This window comes from Pseudomonas guariconensis (genome assembly GCF_015680235.1).
GTDB classification, from domain to species: Bacteria; Pseudomonadota; Gammaproteobacteria; order Pseudomonadales; family Pseudomonadaceae; genus Aquipseudomonas; species Aquipseudomonas guariconensis_A.
In genome coordinates, this window is sequence record NZ_JADLJL010000014.1 from 19,475 (window position 1) to 32,906 (window position 13,432).

Consider the following 13,432-nt stretch of genomic DNA (forward strand, 5'->3'; position numbering starts at 1 on the left):
AATGCAACAGCATAACGTATGCGCGCCGACTCAGCCTTGCTCCACACGGTTGCGCCCAAGCTCCTTGGCGCGATAGAGCGCGGTGTCGGCACGCTTGAGGACCTGGTCGGCGCGCTCGCCGAAGCGAAACGCGCTGAAACCGATGGAGGTGGTGATGACCACTCGTTCGCCCTTGAAGTGGAACGGGCAGGCCTCGACCGTCGCCCGCAGCACTTCTGCCAGCTTGGCGCCGACCTCAGGGGCGGTCTGCGGCAGCAACAGGACGAACTCCTCGCCACCGAAACGGGCGATGAAATCCTGCCCACGCAGGCGTTTGCGCAGCTGGCTGGCGACGATTTTCAACACCTTGTCGCCGGCCAGGTGGCCATAGCTGTCGTTGATGCGCTTGAAGTGGTCGAGGTCGAGGATCGCCATCAGCAAATTGCCACCCTGGGCCTGCCATTTCTTCACCTCCTGCTCCACACGCTCCGACCAGGCCGCGCGGTTGGGCAAGCCGGTGAGCGGATCAAGCAAGGCCTTCTGGCGTTGTTCTTCCAGATGCTCGCGATAGCCGTGGGCTTCCTGCTCCATGTTCTGCACCCGCTCGGCCAGGCCTTGCAGGCGGCTCGCCAGCTCCTGCTCACGTCGGTCACGTTCGTGCTGGTGTTCGTCCATGGTGTTCAACAGGCCTTCCAGGCGGGTTTCCAGCACGCGCTTGAGGCTACCCAGGTCAGCCGCGTCCTGCACGCTGCTCTGCAGCCCGTCGACCTGCTCGCGCAGCTGGTGATCCAACTGGCGGACAGCGCTGCTGTTGTCGGCATGCCCCGCGCTCGCTTCCTGCAGGTGACTCTGGAAGGACGCCAGGCGCTCGTTGAGCTGTTGCAGGTAGGCCTCGAATTCATGCTGCCCGCTGTCGGTGATCGCCAGCATCAGCACAGCCAGGTCATCCAGCACCGGGATCAGCTCGTACCAGTTCAGCCCCCGCGACACTCGCTCGCGCATGGCCTGCGCCTGGGCCTTGTAGGGCTCGGGCAGGCTCAGGTCGTCGAGCAGCCCGATCAGGGTCTGCTCGATGTGCATGGCGACCATGCTGTAAGGCGGTTCGACGGCATCGGGCAGGGCGAAGGAACCCTCGCCAGGGCTGTCCGGGCTCACCCCAGACAATGCCTGCGGCGCGTCTGCCGCCTGCGGCTGCGGTTGCACCTCGTCCACCAGGGGCGGGGCCGTTGCTTGCGAGTGCGCAGTCGGGTCGAAGGGCCGCTCCTGCGCATCGGGCTCAGCCACCGGGGCGATTTGCTCCTCGGGCTCAGGCAACGGTTGCAGGGCATCCACATCGACCGGGGACGAAGGTTCGCTCGGTGGCTGGGCGGCGGCATCGACGTGGATCACGTCCGCGGGCGCGGCGGAGGGCTCGGCCTCGGCCTCGCGCCCACCGAACAGGCGCTGGAGAAAACCGGGCCGCATCTCTTCGTCCGGCCGTTGCAGTGCGTTCAGGGCCCGGCCCTGCAAACCACTGAGTTCGCCCAGCAGCGGCGGCAGTTCGCGGGATTGGCTGACGCCTGCCTCGAGCTTCTTGGACAGTTTCTTCAGGGGGCGGGCCACCTCGCCGGGCAACGACAGGCCCTGTAGCTGACTGACCAGTGCAGTCAGCGCTTCACTGACCTGGGTCATGCGCGTCTCGCGACGCTGCTCGGAATCGAGCACAGCCTTTTCCAAGCGTGGCAGCAGCCCGGCCAGACCGGCATCCATGTTGTCGCTGCGGATGACGTCGCGCAGCTCCTTCATGCATTGGTCGACAGTCTTGTCGCTACCTTCGGCAGCCAGGGTGCTGCGCACCAGGCCACGACGCAACAAGTCCAGGCGAGCCTCCCAGCGGCGCTCGAGCTGCTCCTGTCGTTCGATGCTCTTGAGGTACTTCTCTTTCCAGCGCTCGCCTTCGTCTGTCATGCCTGAATCCGCGAACCGGTGATGGCAACTAGCCCAAAACCGGCAGCGTATCCACAGTCAGTGCATCAGGCAAACGAATCTCGACGGCTACCGGAAGGTGATCGGAAATCGGCTGGGCCAACACCTCGACCCGTTCCAGGGTCAGGCTGGGGCTGAGCAGGATATGGTCCAGGCAACGTTGCGGGCGCCAGCTGGGAAACGTGGCCTCGACCTGAGGGGCGATCAGACCAAGGTCACGCAGCGGCGAATGCTCGAGCAGGTCGGTGGCGTGGGTATTCATGTCCCCCATCAGCACCTGGTGACGATAGCCGCCAATCAGCTCGCGCACGTAGGCCAGTTGCCGGGCGCGAGTCTTGGCGCCGAGGGCCAGGTGCATCATCACCACGATCAAGGCATCGTCGCCTTCGCCGAAACGCACCAGGATCGCACCGCGACCGGCAGGGCCGGGCAGGGGGTGGTCTTCGAGGTGCTGGGGCTTGAGCCGGCTGAGCACACCATTGCTGTGCTGCGCGAAACGGCCCAGGTTACGGTTCAGTTGCTGGTACCAATAGGGGAAGGCACCGAGCTGGGCCAGGTGCTCGACCTGGTTGATGTAGCCCGAGCGCAGGCTGCCGCCATCGGCTTCCTGCAAGGCCACCAGGTCGAAATCGGCAAGCAGGTCACCGATCTTCTGCAGGTTGCCGGCACGCCCGGTGTGCGGCAGCAGGTGCTGCCAGCTGCGGGTCAGGTAGTGCCGGTAGCGTTCGGTGCTGATGCCCACCTGGATATTGAAGCTGAGCAACCGCAGGCGCCCGTCCTCTGGCAGGCCGGGGGCCTGCAGGTGGTGCTCGTTGACTTGCGGTTGTCGCAGGCCAACCAGGCGGGTGGACCGAAAGCGGTTCATGGGCAACGCCGCTTACTTGGCGGCGCGCTCCTTGGCGATCAGCTGGTCGGCGACGTTCAGCACGCCTTCCGGCCCCCCGGCGGTCCCCAGGTCGAAGCGGTACTTGCCGTTTACGACCATGCTCGGTACGCCGGTGATTTCGTACTTCTTCGCCAGCTCCTTGGCCTGCTGCACCTGGCCCTTGATGGCGAAGGAGTTGAAGGTGGCGAGGAACTTGTCCTTATCCACGCCCTGGGTAGCCAGGAAGTCGGCCATTTCTTCAGGCTTGGTCAGGCGCATGCGCTTGTTCTGGATGGCGTCGAAGACGGCGGCGTGGACCTTGTGCTCGACGCCCATGGCTTCGAGGGTCAGGAACATCTGGCCGTGGGCATCCCAAGGGCCGCCGAACATGGCCGGTACGCGCTTGAAATTGACATCGGCCGGCAGTTTCTCGGCCCATGGATTGACGGTCGGTTCGAAGTGGTAGCAGTGCGGGCAGCCGTACCAGAACAGCTCGACGACTTCGATCTTGCCCGGCACGGAAACCGGAACAGGGTTGCTCAGCTCGAAATACTGCTCGCCTTCGACAGGCTCCGCAGCCTGGACGGCGGTCATTCCGAATACGCTGGCGGCGACCAGCGCAGCGCTGAGAATCAGTTTACGCATGCTTTACTCCTGAGCAGTCATTGGTCGCCTCGACGCGACCGGTACTGTGACCGGCCGGGAAGGGCTCGAGTTCGCTAGTGTACGGCTACGGACGGAAAAAAGGGCGGTCCGGCCGCCCTTTAATCATTGGCCTACAACATTAACTGAAAGTTAATGTGCCGCCTGCAATGCCCCTATCGCTGGCAAGCCAGCTCCCACCTCGACCGCATCGACTCACGTCATGCGCGGTTCCTGTGGGAGATAACCCATCCCTCCCGGGCTGCGCTGTCGCACAAAGAACAAGCGGCTAGCGCTGCCTCCCCTGTGGGAGCCGGCTTGCCGGCGATAGGGCCGCTACAGGCTGCCGAAGGCCTCAGTGCAGGCCCTGGATGTAGCTGGCCAGCGCCTCGATATCCTTATTGCTCAACTTGCCTGCGATCGAACGCATGGTCATGGCATCACCGTCGTTGGTACGGTTGCCTTCACGGAAGTCGGTGAGCTGCTTGGCCACGTACTGGGCATGCTGGCCGCCCAGATGCGGGAAACCGGCCAGGGCGATGCCAGCACCGTTCGGCGAGTGGCAGCCCGTGCAAGCCGGCATGCCCTTTTCCAGGTCTCCGCCGTTGAACAGCGCTCTGCCACGCTCGACCAGGTTCGGATCGGCCGCACCAACGCTGCCTTTCTGGCTGGAGAAATAGGCGGCGATATCGGCCAGGTCCTGGTCGTTGAAGTTGGCCAGCATGCCGGTCATTTCCAGCACGGTACGCTTGCCGGACTTGATGTCGTGCAGTTGTTTTTCGAGGTAGCGCTGGCCTTGGCCGGCAAGTTTGGGGAAGTTCGGCGCCAGGCTGTTGCCATCGGGGTTGTGGCAGGCTCCACAGACAGCTGTCTTGGCCTGGCCGGCAGCAGCATCGCCTTTGATGGGTTGCGCAGCATTGGCCGCACCTGCGACACCCATGGTCAACAGCAGACTCACGAATAGTTTGTTCATCAGCTAATCCAACACGGCTAGGGGTGAAATGTTATGTATCGGGGCTGCCGCTCATCCAAAGGATGAGGTTACGGTAGTCCTCGTTACTGCAATCCATGCACAATCCACGCGGCGGCATAGCCTTGAAACCCTGGGTAACGTGTGCCACCAGTGTCTCCATGCCTTGCGCCAGCCTGGGTTCCCATGCTGCCCGGTCTCCCAGCTTGGGGGCCTGGGGCAACTGGCCGGCGTGACAGGCCGCACAGGTGCGGTTGTACAACGCCTCGGGATCCTGTGTAGCCTGAGCGCTGAAAATCGGCAGGAACAAACCGACAGCAAGCAGCCATTTCGCCATGCGCAACGACCTTTCAGGGTTGGGGGCCGCGCTGCGTTCTAATGCGCGAGCTATTGTTCGACACCCCATGCACATCACCCTACGCCGGGATAATGCGCACACAAAAACTGGGGCATTATATACTTCCGCCATCCAAACGGAAACGACACTGCTTGCCGCGCCCATTGCCTGATTGGCGGGCCTTGGCAACACCCACATCGGATATCCCATGCAAGTCAAAAACCCCATCCTCGGCCTCTGCCAGAAAGCCAAATTCGCCCTTAGCGCCGCCAAGGTCGAACAATGCCCTCAAGACCAGGGTTACGAGGTGGCTTTCGCCGGCCGTTCCAACGCCGGCAAGTCCAGCGCCCTCAACACCCTGACCCATGCCAGCCTGGCGCGTACCTCCAAGACCCCGGGTCGCACTCAGTTGTTGAATTTCTTCAGTCTGGACGATGAACGGCGTTTGGTCGACCTGCCGGGTTACGGATATGCAAAAGTGCCGATCCCGCTCAAGCAGCACTGGCAGCATCACCTGGAAGCCTACCTGGGCAGCCGCGAGTGCCTGCGCGGGGTGATCCTGCTGATGGACGTGCGTCACCCGATGACCGATTTCGACAAGATGATGCTCGACTGGTCCAAGGCCAGCGCCATGCCCATGCACATCCTGCTGACCAAGGCCGACAAGCTCACCTTCGGCGCAGCCAAGAACACGCTGCTCAAGGTGCAATCGGAAATCCGCAAGGGTTGGGGTGAGGGCGTTACCATCCAGCTGTTCTCGGCGCCCAAGCGCTTGGGGCTGGAAGAAGCCTACGGCGTGCTGGCCGAGTGGATGGAGTTGGAAGACAAGCCCATGGCTTGAAACGTCTATAGGAGCGGCCTTGTGCCGCGATAGGCCGTAGAGCGGCCCCAGGAGTTTAGCGTTTCCATGGAGCGGGGCTGCTGCGCAGCCCTTCGCGGCACAAGGCCGCTCCTACAAAGGGCGAATTCCGGGCAAAAAAAACCCCGGACTTCGTATGGGGAGGGAGAAGTTCGGGGTTCAAGTCCGGACCGCTAGGGCGGGGTCCGGGTATCTGCCAACACTTAACACAACATAGGAGCATCGAAAGGCTTCACCAGCCATTCAGTTACTCTGAGTCCCGGTTCACCGATTTAGTTCCAAAGCCCTGGAAACTATTTGCGATAGTTTCATGAAGCTTGAGAACCTCTGGCACTGAGCCTTCAGCGGATCCACGACACCACACCGCAGATCCTACCCTGCCTTCGGGCTCCGATTCAGTGAGCTTCGTCCCAATTCGAACCAACACCCACTTCCACCAGCAACGGAACGTCCAGTTGCGCGGCGTTGCTCATGTACGGGCGGATCTGCTCCTTCACCTGCTCGACCAGGTCCTCGCGCACCTCGAGCACCAATTCGTCGTGCACCTGCAGGATCACCCGCGCATCCAGGCCGCTGTCGGTCAGCCAACTGTCCACCGCCACCATGGCCCGCTTGATGATGTCCGCCGCGGTGCCCTGCATCGGCGCGTTGATCGCCGTGCGCTCGGCGCCCTTGCGCAGCGCCGGGTTCTTCGCGTTGATGTCCGGCAGGTACAGGCGTCGGCCGAAGAGAGTTTCGACGAAGCCCTGCTCGGCGGCCTGGGTACGGGTACGTTCCATGTAGGCCAGCACGCCTGGGTAGCGGGCGAAATAGCGATCGATGTAGTCCTGGGACTGCTTGCGGTCCACACCGATCTGCTTGGCCAGGCCGAAGGCACTCATGCCGTAGATCAGCCCGAAGTTGATCGCCTTGGCGCTGCGGCGCTGGTCGGTAGTCACCTGCTCCAGCGGCACGCCGAAGACTTCGGCGGCAGTGGCGCGGTGTACGTCCAGGTCGTTACGGAAGGCGTGCAGCAAGCCTTCGTCCTTGGCCAAGTGGGCCATGATGCGCAGCTCGATCTGCGAATAGTCGGCAGCCAGCAGTTTGTAGCCAGGACTGGCGACGAATGCCTGGCGGATGCGCCGGCCTTCGGCGGTGCGCACCGGGATGTTCTGCAGGTTCGGGTCGCTGGAGGACAGGCGCCCGGTGGCGGCCACGGCCTGTTGGTAGGAGGTATGGATCCGCCCGGTGCGTGGGTTGATCTGTTCCGGCAGCTTGTCGGTGTAGGTGCTCTTGAGCTTGCTCAGCGAGCGGTACTCCATCAGCACCGTCGGCAGCGGGTAGTCCTGTTCGGCCAGCTCCGCGAGCACGGCTTCGGCGGTGGAAGGCTGGCCCTTGGCGGTCTTACTCAGCACCGGCATGCCTAGCTTGTCGTAGAGGATCACGCCAAGCTGCTTGGGCGACCCCAGGTTGAATTCCTCGCCCGCCAGGGCGAAGGCCGTACGCTCGAGTTCTGCCATCTTCACGCCCAGCTCGGCGCTTTGCACCTTGAGCAGCGCGGCATCGACCAGTGCGCCCTGGCGCTCGATCTTCGCCAGCACCGGCACCAGCGGCATCTCGATGTCCATCAGCACCGGCTGCACGCTGGGCGTCTTGGCCAGGCGTGCCTGCAGGGCATGGTGCAGGCGCAGGGTGATGTCGGCGTCCTCGGCAGCATAGGGGCCGGCCTTGTCCAACGGGATCTGGTTGAAGGTCAATTGCTTGGCACCCTTGCCGGCGATGTCCTCGAAGGCGATGGTGCTGTGGTCCAGGTACTTGAGCGCCAGGCTGTCCATGTCGTGACGGGTGGCGGTGGAGTCGAGCACGTAGGATTCGAGCATGGTGTCGTAGGCCACGCCACGCATCTGGATGCCCTGGGTCGGGTCGCCACCGATGGCGCAGTTGGCCAGGATGTTGATGTCGTACTTGGCGTTCTGGCCGATCTTGCCTTTGGCAGGGTCTTCCAGCAGCGGCTTGAGCGCCAGCAGCACGCTGTCGCGGTCCAGCTGGGCAGGCGCGCCTTCATAGTCATGGGCCAACGGCACGTAGGCGGCTTCGTGGGGCTCGACCGCGAACGACAGGCCCACCAGCTTCGCCTGCTGGGCATCCAGGCTGGTGGTTTCGGTGTCGAAGGCGAACAGCGGTGCCTGGCGCAGCTTGGCCAACCAGGCCTCGAAGCGCGCCTGGTCGAGGATCGTCTCGTACTTCGGTTCGACCTTGGTTTGCGGCGCTTCCAGCGGAGCAATGGCTTCGCCCGCCTGGGCGGCGTCGCGCTGCACCTCGGCGATCCAGCTCTTGAACTCCATCTCGGTGTACAGCGCCAGCAAGGCCTCGCGGTCGGGTTCGCCGCATACCAGCGCCTCGACCTCGATCTCCAACGGCACGTCGACCTTGATGGTCGCCAACTCATAGGACAGGAACGCCGCGTCACGGTGCTCCTCGAGCTTGGCCGGCAGGCCCTTGGCGCCGCGAATCGGCAGAGCCGGCACCTTGTCCAGGTTGGCGTACAGCTCGCTCAGGCCGCCGCCGATACCGGTCAACAGGCCGACCGCGGTCTTCTCGCCAACGCCGGGCACGCCGGGAATGTTGTCGACCTTGTCGCCCATCAGGGCCAGGAAGTCGATGATGTGTTCCGGGCCGACGCCAAATTTCTCGTGCACGCCAGCCACGTCGAGCACGCTACCGGTCATGGTGTTGACCAGGGTAATGTGCCCGTCCACCAGTTGCGCCATGTCCTTGTCGCCGGTGGAGATGATCACCGGCCGACCCAGGGCCGCGCTGCTGCGCGCCAGGGTACCGATGACGTCGTCGGCCTCGACCCCTTCGACGCACAGCAACGGGTAGCCCAGTGCCTTGACGCTGGCGTGCAACGGCTCGATCTGCACCCGCAGGTCGTCGGGCATGCTGGGGCGGTTGGCCTTGTATTCGGCGAACATGGCGTCGCGGAAGGTGCCCCCCTTGGCGTCGAAGACCACCGCGAACAGGCTGTCCGGGTACTGCTTGCGCAGGCTCTTGAGCATGTTCAGCACGCCCTTGACCGCACCGGTGGGCATGCCCTTGGACGTGGTCAGCGGCGGCAGCGCGTGGAAGGCGCGGTAGAGGTAGGAGGAACCGTCCACCAGGACGAGGGGCGCTTGGCTCATGAGGAGAATCAACCTTTTCGGCAGGTCCGGCGCTAGAATAGCGGGAACAATTGACGACAAAGGGACAAGGTTATCATGCGTACACTCAATCGCCTGTTACTGCTCGGTCTGTTGGCCACCATGCCAGTCGTCACCCTGGCGGCGGAAGACGCCCCATCGGCTGATCCCGATGTGACCATTCGCACGGAAGGCGACAAAACCATCCAGGAGTACCGGCAGAACGGCTTCCTGTATGCGATCAAGGTGACGCCCAAGCACGGCAAGCCTTATTTCCTGGTACGCGCCGATGGCTCCGAAGGTAATTTCATTCGTTCCGACCAGCCGGACATGCTGATTCCGTCCTGGAAGATCTTCGAGTGGTAATCTGAGGCGTATCGTTCTTATCAACCAGGCACTTCCGGGTGGGAGTGCCCGCATGGGCTTCTTTTCATCATGTCAGTCTTCACCCCCGTGACCCGGCCTGAGCTGGAAACCTTTCTGGCGCCGTACGAGCTGGGCCGCCTGCTCGATTTCCAGGGCATCGCCGCCGGTACCGAGAACAGCAATTTCTTCGTCAGCCTGGAGCAAGGGGAGTTCGTCCTCACGCTGATCGAGCGCGGGCCGGCCGAAGACATGCCGTTCTTCATCGAACTGCTCGACGTGCTGCACGATGCCGACATGCCGGTGCCCTACGCCGTGCGCGACCGCAACGGCCATGGCCTGCGCGAGCTGTGCGGCAAACCTGCACTGCTGCAGCCGCGGTTGTCGGGCAAGCACGTCAAGGCACCGAACAACCAGCATTGCGCCCAGGTGGGTGAGTTGCTGGCGCACATTCACCTGGCCACCCGCGAGCGCATTATCGAGCGCCGCACCGACCGCGGCCTGGACTGGATGCTCGCCTCGGGTGCGCAGTTGCTTCCAGGCCTGAGCCAGGAGCAGGCGGCACTGTTGACCCCAGCACTGGATGAAATCACCGCGCACAAGGCGCAGATCCTGGCGTTGCCACGGGCCAACCTGCACGCCGACCTGTTCCGCGACAACGTGATGTTCGAAGGCACACACCTGACGGGCCTGATCGACTTCTACAACGCCTGTTCGGGCCCGATGCTGTATGACATTGCCATCACCGTGAACGACTGGTGCCTGGACGAGGCCGGCGGCATCGACGTGCCCCGCGCCCAGGCGCTGCTGGCGGCCTATGCGGCGCTGCGCCCGTTCACCGCTGCCGAGGCCGAGCTGTGGCCGGTCATGCTGCGCGTAGGTTGCGTACGGTTCTGGTTGTCGCGGTTGATCGCGGCCCAGGCATTCGCCGGGATGGATGTGATGATTCATGACCCGAGCGAGTTCGAGGTGCGTCTGGCGCAGCGCCAGCAGGTGGCGCTGAACCTGCCGTTCGCCTTGTAACCGAGGCAGCCCCGCGATCAGGCCGGGCCCGATATCACCGCCGCCTGGCAAGGGCTTCGCCCTTGATCGCGGGGCAAGCCCGCTCCCACAGAGGGGGGCGGCGCTAGCCGCTTGTTCTCTGCGCGACAGCAGGACCAGCGCACAGCCTGAAGGGCCGGGTGGTCTGCCGAGCCTCTGTGGGAGCTGGCTTGTCCCGCGATAGTGTCAGCGGCGACACCACCGCTTCAAAGCTGTTCCAGGCACCCCGCCAGGTCATTGCCCAGCTTTTCCAGCAACCGTTCATACCCCTTGGCATCCGCAGGGTCGTTCCCGCCCAGGGCATCGAGCTCGGCCAACCGCACCGGCAAGCCGGCGGTCAGCGTTTCGGCCAGACGCGGACGCAGTGGCGGCTCGCTGAACACACAGGTCTTGCCCACTTCCTGCAGACGTTTGCGCATGGCCGCGACATGTTGCGCGCCCGGCTGCACTTCCGAGGCCACGCTGAACACCCCGGCATGCTTGAGGCCATAGGCCGCCTCGAAGTAGTCGAACGCCTCGTGGAACACGAAGTAGGGTTTGCCCTTGATACCTGCAACGCGGGCCTGCAGACGCTGGTCGAGGGCGCCCAGGCGCGCGACGAAGGCCTTGAGGTTGGCCTGGTAGCGGGCGGCATTGGCCGGGTCGGCGGCAGCCATGTCGCTGGCCATTTTGGCCGCGATTACCCGCGCATTGGCCGATGACAACCACAGGTGTGCATCGAGGCTGCCAGGGCGATGGTCATGGTCGTGGTCATCATGGTCTTCCTCATGGGCCTCACCGCTTTCGCCGAAGTGTCGCAAGTGCATGCCCTCGAGCGACTGCACCGCCACGCTCGGCTTGCTGCGGCCCTTGAGCACGCGGGGCAGGAAGCCTTCCATGTCCGGGCCGATCCAGTACAGCAGGTCGGCATCGGCCACCCGTCGCACGTCAGAAGGACGCAAGGCATAGTGATGCGGCGAGGCACCAGGCGGAAGCAGGACTTCCGGGCTGCCCATCCCGTCCTGGACCGCCGCGGCGATCTGCTGCAAGGGCTTGATGCTGGTCAGGACACGCACATCGGCATGGGCCGAGAAGGCGATGAAAACGACAAAAAAAGCTAGCAATCGGGACACGATGAATACTCGGCGGGCCAGAAAGGAGTAACATAATAACGTCTCCATCCAGAACCGTCGCTGCCCATGTCCATCACGCCGCTGGCCAACCGTCCCCACGATCATTCCCACTGCGTCCACAGTGCGCTGGCCGAAGCCGACACCCTGTGCAACCGCCAGGGGCTGCGCCTGACCGCCTTGCGTCGGCGTGTGCTGGAGCTGGTCTGGCAGAGCCATAAACCGCTGGGCGCCTACGACATCCTCGCGGTATTGAGCGAGCAGGACGGCCGTCGCGCCGCGCCGCCGACCGTGTACCGCGCCCTGGACTTCCTGCTGGAGAACGGCCTGGTACACCGCATCGCCTCGCTCAATGCCTTCATCGGCTGCAGCCACCCCGAGCACGCGCATCAGGGCCAGTTCCTGATCTGCCGCCACTGCCACGTAGCCATCGAGCTGGAGCAAGACAGCATCAGCGACGCCATCGTCACCAGCGCCAAGGGCGTAGGCTTCACCGTCGAGACGCAAACCGTCGAGGTGGTCGGCCTATGTGGCAACTGCCGGGGGCAGGCATGAGCGATGCGCTGATCCGCCTCGAGCAGGTCGGGGTCACCTTCGCCGGCGAGGCGGTGCTCGACAGCATCGACCTGTCGGTCGCCCCGCGCCAGATCGTGACCCTGATCGGCCCCAACGGCGCCGGCAAGACTACCCTGGTGCGCGCCGTGCTCGGCCTGCTCAAGCCGCACCGTGGCAAGGTCTGGCGCAAGCCCCGGCTGCGCATCGGCTACATGCCGCAGAAAATCCAGGTGGATGCCACCCTGCCGCTGTCCGTGCTGCGCTTCCTGCGCCTGGTACCGGGCGTCGACCGCGCCGCGGCGCTGGCCGCGCTGCAGGAAGTGGGCGCCGAACACGTCATCGACAGCCCCATCCAGACCATCTCCGGCGGCGAGATGCAGCGCGTGCTGCTGGCCCGTGCATTGCTGCGCGAGCCGGAGCTGCTGGTGCTCGACGAACCCGTGCAGGGCGTCGACGTCGCCGGCCAGGCCGAACTGTACAGCCTGATCACCCGCCTGCGCGATCGCCATGGCTGCGGCGTGCTGATGGTGTCCCATGACCTGCACCTGGTGATGAGCACCACCGACCAGGTGGTCTGCCTGAACCGCCATGTGTGCTGTTCGGGGCACCCGGAGCAGGTCAGCGGCGACCCGGCCTTCGTCGAGCTGTTCGGCCAGAATGCCCCGAGCCTGGCCGTCTACCACCATCACCACGATCACCGCCACGACCTGCACGGCGCGGTGATCGCCCCTGGCGCCCATGTTCACGGAGAGCACTGCAAGCATGGCTGATTTTCTTCTCTACGCCTTGCTTGCGGGCCTGGCCCTGGCGCTGGTGGCTGGCCCCCTGGGCTCGTTCGTGGTGTGGCGGCGCATGGCCTATTTCGGCGATACCCTGTCCCACGCCGCGCTGCTCGGCGTGGCCCTGGGCCTGGCGCTGGACATCAGCCCGGCCCTGGCAGTCACCGTCGGCTGCCTGCTGTTGGCCATCCTCCTGGTCACCCTGCAGCAACGCCAGCCCTTGGCCTCAGACACCCTGCTCGGCATCCTCGCGCCCAGTACCCTGTCGCTGGGCCTGGTGGCCCTGAGTTTCATGCGTGATGTCCGCATAGACCTGATGGCCTACCTGTTCGGCGACCTGCTCGCCATCAGCCCCACGGACCTGGCCTGGATCCTGGGCGGTAGTGCCTTGGTCCTGCTGCTGCTCGCCGCCCTGTGGCGGCCGTTGCTGGCGGTGACCGTGCACGAGGAACTGGCGATGGTCGAGGGCCTGCCGGTGACCGGCCTGCGCCTGGCGCTGATGCTGCTGATCGCCGTGGTGATCGCCGTGGCCATGAAGATCGTCGGCGTGCTGCTGATCACCTCGCTGCTGATCATCCCAGCCGCCGCGGCACAACGTCACGCCCGCTCGCCCGAACAGATGGCCCTGGGGGCCAGCCTGATGGGCGTCGTCGCGGTCTGCGGCGGCCTGGCCATGTCCTGGTTCAAGGACACCCCGGCCGGTCCGTCGATCGTGGTCTGCGCCGCAATGCTATTCTTGCTGAGCCTGGCGTTGCCCAAACGCTGAAAATTTCAGGGTGCATGCGGATGTACCCTGCAACCTTTTCCTAG

Annotated in this window: 13 protein-coding genes; 6 read left to right on the forward strand and 7 right to left on the reverse strand. The window is 64.3% G+C overall.

Annotated elements, in window-relative coordinates:
* Positions 1-30: 30 nt before the first annotated feature.
* From IRZ56_RS11980 to IRZ56_RS12000, 5 genes are all read right to left on the reverse strand, one after another.
* The gene (locus IRZ56_RS11980) at positions 31-1,926 is read right to left on the reverse strand and encodes a diguanylate cyclase (protein ID WP_196145130.1); all 1,896 of its coding nucleotides are present in this window, start codon (positions 1,924-1,926) and stop codon (positions 31-33) included.
* Positions 1,927-1,954: 28 nt separating this feature from the next.
* Entirely contained in the window at positions 1,955-2,809 is an 855-nt protein-coding gene (locus IRZ56_RS11985; RefSeq protein WP_196145131.1) for an endonuclease/exonuclease/phosphatase family protein, read from the reverse strand.
* A 12-nt stretch (positions 2,810-2,821) separates the two neighbouring features.
* The gene (dsbA, locus tag IRZ56_RS11990) at positions 2,822-3,454 is read right to left on the reverse strand and encodes a thiol:disulfide interchange protein DsbA (RefSeq protein WP_196145132.1); all 633 of its coding nucleotides are present in this window, start codon (positions 3,452-3,454) and stop codon (positions 2,822-2,824) included.
* A gap of 352 nt (positions 3,455-3,806) precedes the next feature.
* Positions 3,807-4,424, reverse strand: coding sequence for a c-type cytochrome (locus tag IRZ56_RS11995; RefSeq protein WP_196145133.1), 618 nt, complete (start codon positions 4,422-4,424; stop codon positions 3,807-3,809).
* A gap of 31 nt (positions 4,425-4,455) precedes the next feature.
* Positions 4,456-4,758 (reverse strand): c-type cytochrome, encoded by a 303-nt coding sequence (locus IRZ56_RS12000; protein ID WP_196145134.1) that lies wholly within the window; start codon positions 4,756-4,758, stop codon positions 4,456-4,458.
* A gap of 208 nt (positions 4,759-4,966) precedes the next feature.
* Here IRZ56_RS12000 and yihA point away from each other — a divergent pair, with 208 nt between their 5' ends.
* The gene (gene yihA / locus IRZ56_RS12005; protein ID WP_196145135.1) at positions 4,967-5,599 is read left to right on the forward strand and encodes a ribosome biogenesis GTP-binding protein YihA/YsxC; all 633 of its coding nucleotides are present in this window, start codon (positions 4,967-4,969) and stop codon (positions 5,597-5,599) included.
* Positions 5,600-6,012: 413 nt separating this feature from the next.
* On the opposite strand, the gene polA is transcribed toward yihA, so the two are convergent.
* Entirely contained in the window at positions 6,013-8,778 is a 2,766-nt protein-coding gene (polA, locus tag IRZ56_RS12010) for a DNA polymerase I (RefSeq protein WP_196145136.1), read from the reverse strand.
* Positions 8,779-8,853: 75 nt separating this feature from the next.
* Between polA and IRZ56_RS12015 the strand changes: the two genes are divergently transcribed.
* Positions 8,854-9,141 carry a DUF2782 domain-containing protein gene (locus IRZ56_RS12015; protein ID WP_043207720.1) on the forward strand — a complete coding sequence of 96 codons (288 nt, stop codon included), beginning with the start codon at positions 8,854-8,856 and terminating at the stop codon, positions 9,139-9,141.
* Between the two features lie 69 nt (positions 9,142-9,210).
* Entirely contained in the window at positions 9,211-10,161 is a 951-nt protein-coding gene (locus tag IRZ56_RS12020) for a homoserine kinase (RefSeq protein WP_196145137.1), read from the forward strand.
* A 224-nt stretch (positions 10,162-10,385) separates the two neighbouring features.
* Here the strand turns inward: IRZ56_RS12020 and IRZ56_RS12025 are convergent, their stop codons facing one another.
* Positions 10,386-11,339 carry a zinc ABC transporter substrate-binding protein gene (locus IRZ56_RS12025; RefSeq protein WP_196145138.1) on the reverse strand — a complete coding sequence of 318 codons (954 nt, stop codon included), beginning with the start codon at positions 11,337-11,339 and terminating at the stop codon, positions 10,386-10,388.
* Positions 11,340-11,357: 18 nt separating this feature from the next.
* Here IRZ56_RS12025 and zur point away from each other — a divergent pair, with 18 nt between their 5' ends.
* Genes zur through znuB form a run of 3 tightly spaced genes read left to right on the forward strand, consistent with a single transcriptional unit; the run spans position 11,358 to position 13,388 of the window.
* Positions 11,358-11,843: a zinc uptake transcriptional repressor Zur gene (gene zur / locus IRZ56_RS12030; protein WP_196145139.1), complete on the forward strand. Its 486-nt coding sequence runs from the start codon at positions 11,358-11,360 to the stop codon at positions 11,841-11,843.
* Positions 11,840-12,613 carry a zinc ABC transporter ATP-binding protein ZnuC gene (znuC, locus tag IRZ56_RS12035; RefSeq protein WP_196145211.1) on the forward strand — a complete coding sequence of 258 codons (774 nt, stop codon included), beginning with the start codon at positions 11,840-11,842 and terminating at the stop codon, positions 12,611-12,613. Before zur ends, znuC begins: the two co-directional genes overlap by 4 nt.
* Positions 12,606-13,388 (forward strand): zinc ABC transporter permease subunit ZnuB, encoded by a 783-nt coding sequence (gene znuB, locus IRZ56_RS12040; RefSeq protein ID WP_196145140.1) that lies wholly within the window; start codon positions 12,606-12,608, stop codon positions 13,386-13,388. Before znuC ends, znuB begins: the two co-directional genes overlap by 8 nt.
* The last annotated feature ends 44 nt before the right edge of the window (positions 13,389-13,432 follow it).

Coding starts and splice junctions, on each gene's coding strand:
- IRZ56_RS12020 (WP_196145137.1), top strand. CDS start 9,211: ATGTCAGTCTTCACCCCCGTGACCCGGCCTGAGCTGGAAACCTTTCTG.
- IRZ56_RS11985 (WP_196145131.1), bottom strand. CDS start 2,809: ATGAACCGCTTTCGGTCCACCCGCCTGGTTGGCCTGCGACAACCGCAA.
- IRZ56_RS11995 (WP_196145133.1), bottom strand. CDS start 4,424: ATGAACAAACTATTCGTGAGTCTGCTGTTGACCATGGGTGTCGCAGGT.
- dsbA (WP_196145132.1), bottom strand. CDS start 3,454: ATGCGTAAACTGATTCTCAGCGCTGCGCTGGTCGCCGCCAGCGTATTC.
- IRZ56_RS12015 (WP_043207720.1), top strand. CDS start 8,854: ATGCGTACACTCAATCGCCTGTTACTGCTCGGTCTGTTGGCCACCATG.
- zur (WP_196145139.1), top strand. CDS start 11,358: ATGTCCATCACGCCGCTGGCCAACCGTCCCCACGATCATTCCCACTGC.
- polA (WP_196145136.1), bottom strand. CDS start 8,778: ATGAGCCAAGCGCCCCTCGTCCTGGTGGACGGTTCCTCCTACCTCTAC.
- yihA (WP_196145135.1), top strand. CDS start 4,967: ATGCAAGTCAAAAACCCCATCCTCGGCCTCTGCCAGAAAGCCAAATTC.
- IRZ56_RS11980 (WP_196145130.1), bottom strand. CDS start 1,926: ATGACAGACGAAGGCGAGCGCTGGAAAGAGAAGTACCTCAAGAGCATC.
- znuC (WP_196145211.1), top strand. CDS start 11,840: ATGAGCGATGCGCTGATCCGCCTCGAGCAGGTCGGGGTCACCTTCGCC.
- znuB (WP_196145140.1), top strand. CDS start 12,606: ATGGCTGATTTTCTTCTCTACGCCTTGCTTGCGGGCCTGGCCCTGGCG.
- IRZ56_RS12025 (WP_196145138.1), bottom strand. CDS start 11,339: ATGGAGACGTTATTATGTTACTCCTTTCTGGCCCGCCGAGTATTCATC.
- IRZ56_RS12000 (WP_196145134.1), bottom strand. CDS start 4,758: ATGGCGAAATGGCTGCTTGCTGTCGGTTTGTTCCTGCCGATTTTCAGC.